The 7925-nt window shown below is 61.6% G+C and carries 5 protein-coding genes, 1 tRNA gene and 2 pseudogenes; 4 read left to right on the top strand and 4 right to left on the bottom strand.

The window, feature by feature from the left end:
- From EN925_RS13980 to EN925_RS13965, 4 genes and pseudogenes are all read right to left on the bottom strand, one after another.
- Positions 1 to 1332 (bottom strand): annotated as a pseudogene (locus tag EN925_RS13980) (autotransporter outer membrane beta-barrel domain-containing protein); the annotation flags it as partial.
- A 227-nt stretch (positions 1333 to 1559) separates the two neighbouring features.
- A complete protein-coding gene (locus tag EN925_RS13975; RefSeq protein ID WP_127369403.1) occupies positions 1560 to 2684 on the bottom strand; it encodes a helix-turn-helix transcriptional regulator in 1125 nt (374 codons plus the stop codon).
- A gap of 229 nt (positions 2685 to 2913) precedes the next feature.
- Positions 2914 to 3003, bottom strand: a tRNA-Ser gene (locus EN925_RS13970).
- A gap of 472 nt (positions 3004 to 3475) precedes the next feature.
- Positions 3476 to 3811, bottom strand: a complete 336-nt coding sequence (locus EN925_RS13965) for a hypothetical protein (protein WP_013531580.1) — start codon at positions 3809 to 3811, stop codon at positions 3476 to 3478.
- A gap of 377 nt (positions 3812 to 4188) precedes the next feature.
- Between EN925_RS13965 and EN925_RS13960 the strand changes: the two genes are divergently transcribed.
- From EN925_RS13960 to EN925_RS13945, 4 genes and pseudogenes are all read left to right on the top strand, one after another.
- A complete protein-coding gene (locus EN925_RS13960) occupies positions 4189 to 5424 on the top strand; it encodes a septal ring lytic transglycosylase RlpA family protein (protein WP_027161639.1) in 1236 nt (411 codons plus the stop codon).
- A gap of 103 nt (positions 5425 to 5527) precedes the next feature.
- Positions 5528 to 6694 carry a D-alanyl-D-alanine carboxypeptidase family protein gene (locus EN925_RS13955; RefSeq protein WP_164894205.1) on the top strand — a complete coding sequence of 389 codons (1167 nt, stop codon included), beginning with the start codon at positions 5528 to 5530 and terminating at the stop codon, positions 6692 to 6694.
- Positions 6695 to 6834: 140 nt separating this feature from the next.
- Positions 6835 to 7509, top strand: a complete 675-nt coding sequence (tmk, locus tag EN925_RS13950) for a dTMP kinase (RefSeq protein ID WP_024505515.1) — start codon at positions 6835 to 6837, stop codon at positions 7507 to 7509.
- Positions 7506 to 7925, top strand: a pseudogene (locus EN925_RS13945) (DNA polymerase III subunit delta'); the annotation flags it as partial. The gene tmk and the pseudogene EN925_RS13945, both read left to right, overlap by 4 nt.

Raw genomic sequence — 7925 nt, 5'->3', positions numbered from 1 at the left:
GGCGCCGGATATATCGACCGTGACCGTGCCCGGGCCATAGTTCTGAATATTCACCGCATCGTCGCTGCCGCCGACGAAGCCGCCCGCGCCCGTCACCGAGAGATTGCCTGTGCCGCTGGCGCCACCGATCAAGGTCAGGCCGGAACGCGCGCCCATCACCGTGCCGGCGACCTGCACGTCCACCGCGCCACCACCGTTCGCGACGATGCCGTCAAAGGATGTGCCGGTCACCGCACCATTGGCGATCACGCTGATCATGCCCGTGCCGGAGTTACCTGCGAGGATGCCTGCAGTGCCCGAGACATTGCCGTTGGTCGTCACATCGATTGTGCCTGTGCCTGTGCCGGTCCCTATTGCATAGACCGCCTGACCGCCCGTCGAGGTCACCGCAGCCGTTGTTATCGAGACATCGCCCCGGCCCTGAGCGAAGACGCCAAGGCCCGACGCCATTGTCGCGGTGACCGGTCCCATCGCCTTCACCGTCGTCGAGCCGTTGCCCAAGTTCTGCGCGATAATGCCGTTGCCTGCGTCGATGGCGCCGTTCGCCGTGATATCGATGTTGCCAGTTCCTGTGGAGGAAACTCGACCCAAGATACCGGTATTGCCCGCCTTCACATCGCCGTTCGCCACGATCGTGAGATTGCCTGCCGTCGAAGACGACTGGACGTCGATACCGAACATGCCAGCAGCCAGCGCCGTCACCGCGCCCGTGGTGACATCGATGGAGCCACTCGCCGCCGTGTTACGCACCACAATGCCTGAGCCGGCAGCCGCCGTGATATCGCCGGTGGCATCGACATCGATCGAGCCCAGGCCATTCTGCTTTATTGCGAAGGCATCGCCACTGCCGTTATTGGTGATCGCGCCGCTGCCTGTGTACGTGATCAGGTTGGAGGCGGCATCGATATTGAGTGCCGCGGTCCCGCCGGCTGTTGGCGTGTTGCCCGCATCGACACTGATCGTGCCGTTGTTGACGACCATGACGGCGCCATTGCCGGTATTCTCGATCGCGAGGCCAAATCCGCTGACCGTCGCCCCGGCATCGATCGCGAGGTGGGCCGTAAACGGTGAAGAAAATGAATAGCCCCGGTCGTTGGGAGGAGCAGCCGGATTGACGGCATTGACCGTGGAGGTGGTGCCGCACTGCACATCAGTTCCCAGAGTGACCGTACATGCCGCCTGCGCCTGCGGGGAAAAGAAAACAGCCGAGCCGGCGAAACCGGCCATGCCGATTGCGAAACGCAGTGCCGAGCGACTGGCCTGCGAGAGGAGTTGCGCGCGCAAGGAAACGAGTGGGTAGGCTTTGTCTGCCGAAAAACCGTAGAGTCTCATGATAGGCCCGCCCCATCGTCCAATAAATGCAATCTGCCGTCATCAGAACAGCCCAAGCAAAGCAATGCTTCGAGCAAATCAGTGCTTCAGATTCGCAATAACGGATGATGGGTGGGCGATATATATATCAAATGCCATAGACCGGCCAAAGAGTGGCGCACTGTCGCTGGCTCGCCACAGTCGCAACGCCCTGCACTCGAAGAACCTTAATGTGCTATTGCAGCTTGTTAGGGCAGAAGACGAAATGCATTCAGCAGCGCAATGAGCTGACTCTGCCTCTGCGTATCTGTCTTGCGAAAAATCTTGTCCAGATGAACGCGTGCGGTGCCGTAGGCCATGTTTTCCCTGATCGCTATTTCCTTCAAGGACAATCCGCTTGCGAGCGCGAGCGCGACGGAAGCTTCTTTCCCTGTCAGCCCAAAGGTTTTTCGCAGTTGATCGGCTAAGCTCGTCGACAGGGCCAAACGTGATTCGCGCGCCAGCACCACCGCGCAAGGTCCAGCCGACAGGCCGAACATCTCGCCGTCGGGCAACAATCCAATCGACAATACCAGTTGGTCGCCGCGCTCCGACCGCAAGATCAAATCGGCAGCCGAATTGGGAAACTCGCTCTCGTCCACCCGGCAGACTCGTGCGACCGCACGTTGCAGCATTTGGGTTTGCGTGGAATCGGAGGTGGCCAGATGGCCACCGTTCGCCGTCAGCAGAGTGATCGGCTGTACCAGAAGTCTTTGCGCGGCGTCATTCATGTCAAGGATGCGCAGGCGCGGATCGACGACAAAGCCGGCGAAGGGCAGGTGGCCGAGCAGCGATTGGAGCACAGGCCGCGCCTCGAAATGTCGGCCCAAACCCGCAGCGCGCTCCAGATGAGGTGTGATCAGGGCGAGCATCGCACGATCATCGGCGTCGAACGCCGGCTGCCCTCGGCCTCGCTGCACGTCGAAAAACCAGTAGTTCTTTTCCGACGCGCGCAGATTGCAGAACATGCCGTCATACATGTCCTGCGGCATCATCCATTCGTTCCAGACGGAGGTGCGTTCAATACGGTGCCGCCCAATCAACTGGGTGTCGCTAAAAACCCGGCCAAGCGGCGCGGCCACACGCGGCGCAAAGAGTTCGTTGGTCGCGAAATGGTCAAGGAAAATCCTGTCCCAATAGGGGTCGCGGCTCGGTGAGACGCAAAAGCTATCCTCGACATTGGCCCAGTCGATGCCCGAGAAACAGGCTCTGGAGCCATGAAACATGGCTTGCAACTGAAGGACCACGTCAAGCCAAATCGATTGATCGTAGGCGGCCTCATATATGCGACCGATCACTACCGACAGGCGCTCGTGAGAGATCGAATATCCCATAAGCCTTGCGAAATATACAACCAGAATGAAGTGTTAGCATACCTCTGATTGCGGTCGATGCAAGGGATAGAACGTCGAATGAGCAGGGGGGTTACCAGTGCTGACGCCCAAGGTCAGGAGAAAGCAGACATGATGTTTGACGCTTCGCCCTTACGTCCACGGAGGCGGAAATCGGCGTACTCAGTTCTGTATGCTCTGTATGCTCTGTATGCTGCCCTTCTCGATCGAATGGCGGAGGAAGTGGGATTCGAACCCACGGTGAGCTTGCACCCACGCCGGTTTTCAAGACCGGTGCCTTAAACCGCTCGGCCATTCCTCCATCGTGGTTTTTCAACCATTTGGGCAGCGCGGGGCCAACTCGTTTGGCCTGTGGCGCCGGATTGGCACCGAAGGCGCTCCCGGCTGGTTCACGCCTCATTCCTGTAAAGCGGCATTGAGGGCTGCGTCAACCACCACTGTGTCGGTTCCTGCCGTCCTGGCAGGCGCTGAGTTTTTCGGAATCGAGCACCGGAACTCGCTATCCCATTGGTGCATGATGAAGAAGGAGCCCGCCGACTGGCGATGTACAGGTTTGCGCGCGAACACAAGAAGCCTGACGCTGGAGGGCTTTCGTGCAGGCCCAACCGAGGGCGCGACCTACCGACCAAGCCATCCTCGGAATTGGGCGGAGGTAATCCTACGGGTCAGCCTCTTGGGACAGCTGCGGTATCCCGCAGATTTAACTTTCGCCAAGGGAACAGCTACTGGTGAGGAAGGCCGAAGCTGCAAATCGGCTCCGGCCTGTACGGTCCTCAGTCTTTGCAATTTTCGTCCGCCTTTGCCGCCGCGGCCTTATCACCGTGCTGCTGCGCCTCGATATCCTGCTGCGAGGTTGCAAGGTTTTTGTCGCCCCCGCCTTCAGCGCCCGCCAATGGCATCGTGGTGCCATCCTTGGCGGCTGGCTTGTTCGCGTTGCCCATGGCCTTCGGAGTCTCTAAAGGCGCGTGGGTTCCATCTTTCGAAATACCGGCGGTCTGTCCGGCATCGGTCCCGGTGTTCGAAGCTGACTTGTCCGGACATGCGGCGATCGCAGACCCGGCAGAAAGCGACATCGCGATCGCGACCATCAATGAAGTCATTTTCATCATGCTCGTCCTTCTGTTCGAGTGCCCTGCGGATGAAACTAGCGGCGCATTTCTTTGTTCCGGCGGTCGGTCCGCTGCCCGACAAAGCCCGGTCAACCGGCAGGCACGGCGGGCAGGAGCGAAGCCAGGCTTTCTGTGGCAGAGGGCATCACATCTCTCGCGTGGAAGCACGAAAACCGTTACTTTTCAGAGAGCTCTTACGGTGGAGACGCCACAATCTTGCCCGGTTGCGGCCACAATCGGTTAATACCGTGATAAGCAATTCCTGCGCACAAAGGATCGGGGTTTTAAGCGTCGTTGGTATTGTCGGGTGAGTGTTTTGGCTCCTCTGGTGGTTGAACGCGACGCCTTGAGTTGAGACTGAAGGGGACATCAGGAAAATGCAGGCTGTGACGCCACCGCGTCTTCGTCGCGCTGCTACCGTCGCGTTGTTCGCCATGTCGGCCGCCTTGCTGGCTGCCTGCGCGTCGCAGCCTGAGCCGAAAGCGATGGTCAACAAGAAGACCCGCTCCAAGGAATATTTCGCCGAATCCGAATATGGCGTGAAGGCAAGCCCGCGTGTGATCTCCCGGAACGGGCGCATCCAACGTGGCGGCGGCAGGGATCAGCTTGGCAAACCCTATCAGGTCCGCGGCAAGTGGTATTACCCGAAGGAAGACAAGCGTTACGCCAAGGTCGGCCTCGCCTCCTGGTATGGCGACGCCTTCCATGGCCGGCTTACCGCCAATGGCGAAGTCTATGACATGACCCATCTGACGGCGGCGCACCCGACCATGCCGCTGCCAAGCTATGCCCGCGTCACCAATCTCAAGACCGGCAGTTCGGTCATCGTTCGCGTCAACGATCGCGGCCCATATCACGAAGGCCGCATCATCGACGTATCGGAGCGCGCTGCCCAGATGCTTGACTATGCCAACACCGGCACCGCTCAGGTAAAGGTCGAATATGTCGGCCGCGCGCCGCTCGACGGCGATGACGACCAGTATCTGATGGCCTCCTATCATCCCGGCAACAGGGCGCCAGACCCGTCGGATGGACTGCCGACCGGCGTCATGGTCGCCATGAACGGCCCGTCGCCAAGCCTGCCTGCCGGCACTGCTGCCGTGCCGTTTCCGGGCCAGTTGACCGATTCCGGTTCTGTCCAGCCGATCATGTCGACGCAGTCGTCGGCGTATGGCGATCTGGCGCTTCCGGATTTCGGCCCGATCGTGCCGGAGCGTCCGCAGATCAATCTGCCGCCGCAATCGCCGTTTGCCGTGGCCTCGCTGTCCTATGCCGACGAGCGGGTCGAACGCGGCGTCTCAAATGCCTTCGCCGCGATGGGTGGCGACGGCATGTCGCCGGCCGATGTGCTCCAATCATGGAAACGGCAGCCGCCAACGGCCGGTCCGTCCACTGACTACGTCGCGGCTGGTTCGTTCGAGGATGCAGCGGAGGCCAAGCGTGTTGCCGCTCAGCTTGCCGCATACGGCAAGATCGAGATCCAGCGTTCGGAACTCGATGGCGAGGATTGGTATTCGGTCAATCTCTATCCCGATGGCCACCGCAATCTCGATGATTTGCTGCAGGCTGCCTGGTCGCATGGCGCGCCCGATGCACTGGCTGTGCGCAACTGAGCGCAAGCCTGGTGGGATTTCCGCTGCGCGGTTGATCCGCCGCGCAAAAAGCCTGATACTTTTCGCGGGCTTGCCGGCGGTGCCGGCCAACGGGTCGAACATCATGCAATTTCGCTTGCTCCCGCCTCTCGCCGGGCTTCTGGTTTTAGGCTTGCTGCTGTTTTTCCAGGCTCCGGCCGGTGCACAGCTGTTCGAAACCAAGGCCGCGCAGGCCTTCATGATCGATGCCGAGACCGGGAGGGTGCTGTTTTCCAAGGAGGCCGACAAGCCGATACCGCCGGCCTCGATGGCCAAGCTGATGACCATGGAAGTGGTTTTCAACGCCATCAAATCCGGCCGCCTGAAGCTCGACGATACGTTCGTGGTCAGCGAGAACGCCTGGCGCAAGGGTGGCGCGCCTTCGGGAACATCGACGATGTTCGCCAAGCTCAAGTCGTCGATCCGGCTCGAAGACCTGATTCAGGGCGTGACCGTGCAGGCGGCCAATGACGGCTGCATCGTCATCGCCGAAGGCATGTCGGGATCCGAAGACAATTTTGCCGCGCAGATGACCGAACGCGCCCGCCAGATCGGCCTCAAGACGTCGACTTTCGTCAATTCGACCGGCCTGCCGGCAGATGGCCAGCAGACGACCGTGCGCGAGCTGGCGCAGCTCGCCCTGCACCTGTGGCGCGATTATCCGGATTTCTATCGCTATTATGCCCAAAAGGATTTCACCTGGAACAAGATCTCACAGAGGAACCGCAATCCGCTGCTGGCGATGGACATCGGCGCCGACGGCCTGGCGGTCGGGGCGAGCGAGGCAGCCGGCTTCGGCATCGTCGGTTCGCTCAGCCACAATGGTACCCGCGTGATCGCGGCGATGAGCGGGCTGGCCTCGGACAAGGAGCGCGCCGAGGAAGCGCGAAAGCTGCTCGACTGGGGTGTCCGCTCTTTCGAGAAGACTGAAATTTTCGCCAGGGACGAGGTGGTTGGAGAAGCCCAGGTTTTCGGCGGCGCCAAATCCGGGGTGACGCTGAAGGCAAAGGGACCGATCGACATCTTCCTGCCGATCACCAACCGCGACAAGCTGACGGCCAGGATCGTCTATGACGGCCCGGTTGCAGCACCGGTGGAGGAGGGGCAGCCGGTGGGTGCGCTGCGCGTCTGGATCGGCGATACGCTGAGCCAGGAGACGCCGCTTTTCGCAGCCGAATCGATCGGCGTCGGCACGCTGCCGCAGCGCGCGCTCGATGCCGTCAAGGAACTGGCGGTCGGCTGGCGGCGCTAACGCATGTCGCTCAAAACCAGCCATGATTTTGGGGAACGGCATGCATAAGGGCAAAAAATCGACGGCATGGACGTTTGGCCCAACGCGGACTATCTAGAGCGCTACAATCCCATTCAGCCATGGACAAGAAGGCCTCTCGGTTGGCACGCGGTTTTTTCATCACCTTCGAAGGCGGCGAGGGGGCAGGCAAGTCGACGCAGATCGAGCGGCTGGCCAGGAAGATGCGCGCCAAGAAATACGACGTGCTGCTTACCCGCGAACCCGGCGGCTCGCCGGGCGCCGAAGCGGTCAGGCATGTGCTGCTGTCGGGCGCAGCCGAACCGTTCGGGCCGAAGATGGAAGCGCTGCTTTTCGCCGCCGCGCGGTCCGATCATGTCGAGCAGGTGATCCGGCCGGCGGTCGAGCGTGGCTCCATCGTGCTTTGCGACCGCTTCCTCGATTCCTCACGCGTCTATCAGGGCGTCACCGGCGGCATCGATCCGGCGTTCATGGATGCGCTGGAACAGGTCGCCATCAACGGCATGATGCCGGACATGACGCTGATCTTCGACATCGACCCAGCGGAAGGCCTGAGGCGCGCAACGCTGCGGCGCGGCGCCGAGGCAGTCGCCGACCGTTTCGAAAAGGAGACGCTGGCGATCCACCGGGCCCGCCGCGAGGCGTTTCTGGCGATCGCCAAGGCCGAGCCGGAGCGCTGCATCGTCGTCGACGCAGCCGCCGAGCCCGACGCGGTTGAGAACGTCGTCACCGCGGCAGTGTTCGCGGCGCTGGCGGCGAGAGCGCCGGCACGCGACAGGCAGGCGACGCCGGCATGATCTTCGAGCGCATCGCACCCGAGCAGCACGACACGCTCGACGGCGTGCCGGAGCCCTCCGAAACGCCCCTTCTGGTCGGGCACGGCCAGGCTGCAGGCGTGCTCACCGCCGCCTATCGCGCCGGCAAGCTGCCGCATGCGCTGATCTTTTCCGGGCCAGTCGGCATCGGCAAGGCGACGCTCGCCTTCCACCTTGCGCATCATCTGCTGAAGCACCCGGATTTCGCGCAGGCGCCGGAAAGCCTTGCCGCTCCCGATCCGGCGTCGTCGCTGTTTCGCCAGATCGCCACCGGGGCGCATCCTTCCGTGCTGCATCTGACCCGGCCGCTGAACGACAAGACCAAGAGTTTCAAGACGGTCGTCACCGTCGATGAGATCCGCAAGGTCAGCCGCTTCCTGTCGCTAACCTCGCATGAC

Origin of the sequence: Mesorhizobium sp. M7A.F.Ca.US.006.04.2.1 (assembly GCF_004022915.1) — a bacterium.
Lineage (GTDB): Bacteria > Pseudomonadota > Alphaproteobacteria > Rhizobiales > Rhizobiaceae > Mesorhizobium > Mesorhizobium ciceri.
Note: the sequence above shows the minus strand (reverse complement) of the source record. Positions and strands in the feature narration are given on the sequence as shown.